The sequence below is a fragment of the Corallococcus sp. AS-1-12 genome, assembly GCF_020036995.1.
In the GTDB taxonomy this organism is placed as follows: domain Bacteria; phylum Myxococcota; class Myxococcia; order Myxococcales; family Myxococcaceae; genus Corallococcus.
Window position 1 is genome coordinate 1 of sequence record NZ_JAIQDD010000098.1, and the last position, 1,082, is coordinate 1,082.

Annotated in this window: 1 protein-coding gene; it reads left to right on the plus strand. The window is 66.0% G+C overall.

Going from position 1 to position 1,082, the window contains the following annotated elements; all coding sequences use genetic code 11:
- Positions 1-1,082 (plus strand): condensation domain-containing protein (locus tag K8556_RS38865; RefSeq protein WP_223745182.1); only part of this gene is annotated, 1,082 nt, incomplete at both ends.

The following is a 1,082-nucleotide window of genomic DNA, read 5'->3' on the forward strand; positions in this document are numbered from 1 at the left end:
ATCGACTTCCAGGTGAAGGTGCGTGGCTTCCGCATCGAACTGGGCGAAATCGAAGCTGCGCTTCGCCGTGCCCTGGGCCTCAAGGACGCCGTCGTCGTCGCCAAGGGCGAAGCCGCTGACAAGCGCCTCGTCGCCTACGTCACGCCCAAGGCGAATGCTTCACTGGAGGTAGAGGCTCTCAAGACGCACCTGCGTCAGGGCCTCCCTGAGTACATGGTCCCCACCACCTTCGTGGTACTGGAGGCCCTGCCCCTCAACTCCAACGGCAAGGTCGACCGCAAGGCACTCCCGGAGCCGGAGGCGCCCCAGTCCGGCAATACCTACGAAGCGCCTCGCACGGAGGCCGAAGCGAAGCTGGCCTCCATCTGGGCCGAAGTCCTGCGTCTGCCCCAGGTGGGCGTGAAGGACTCCTTCTTCGAACTGGGGGGCCACTCACTGCTGGCCACCCAGGTGGTGTCGCGTATCCGCGCCGAGTTCAGCGTGGAACTGCCCCTACGTGCCCTCTTCGAGGCCCCCACCGTGGAGGCACTCGCCGGGCGACTGCACGGAAGCGCGACCTCTCAGGCCCCGAAGCTCACGCGCGTCTCGAATGACGGTCCGATGCCGCTGTCCTTCGCGCAGCAACGGCTGTGGCTCTTGGATCAACTCCAGCCTGGGGACGCGTCGTACAACATCCCCACGGCGCTCCAGCTCTCCGGACACGTTGACGTCGAAGCCTTGCGTCGTGCCTTCGAAGCACTCGTCGCCCGTCATGATGCCCTGCGCACCACCTTCCACGCGCATCAGGACCAGCCCATCCAGACCATCCACGCGCCCAGCGGTTGGGCGCTGCCGCTCGTGGACCTCTCCGCCCAGCCGGAGGCACTGCGGGAGGAAGAAGCACGGCGACTGGCCAACGAGGAAGCGCGCCGGCCGTTCGACCTCAATAAGGGCCCACTGCTTCGCAGCACTTTGGTACGGATTGCCGAGAGCTCCCACCTGCTGCTGGTGACGATGCATCACATCGTCTCCGACGGCTGGTCCATGGGCGTCCTCGTCCGGGAGATGGTGGCCTTCTACGAGGCCTTCGCCACGAACAGCAC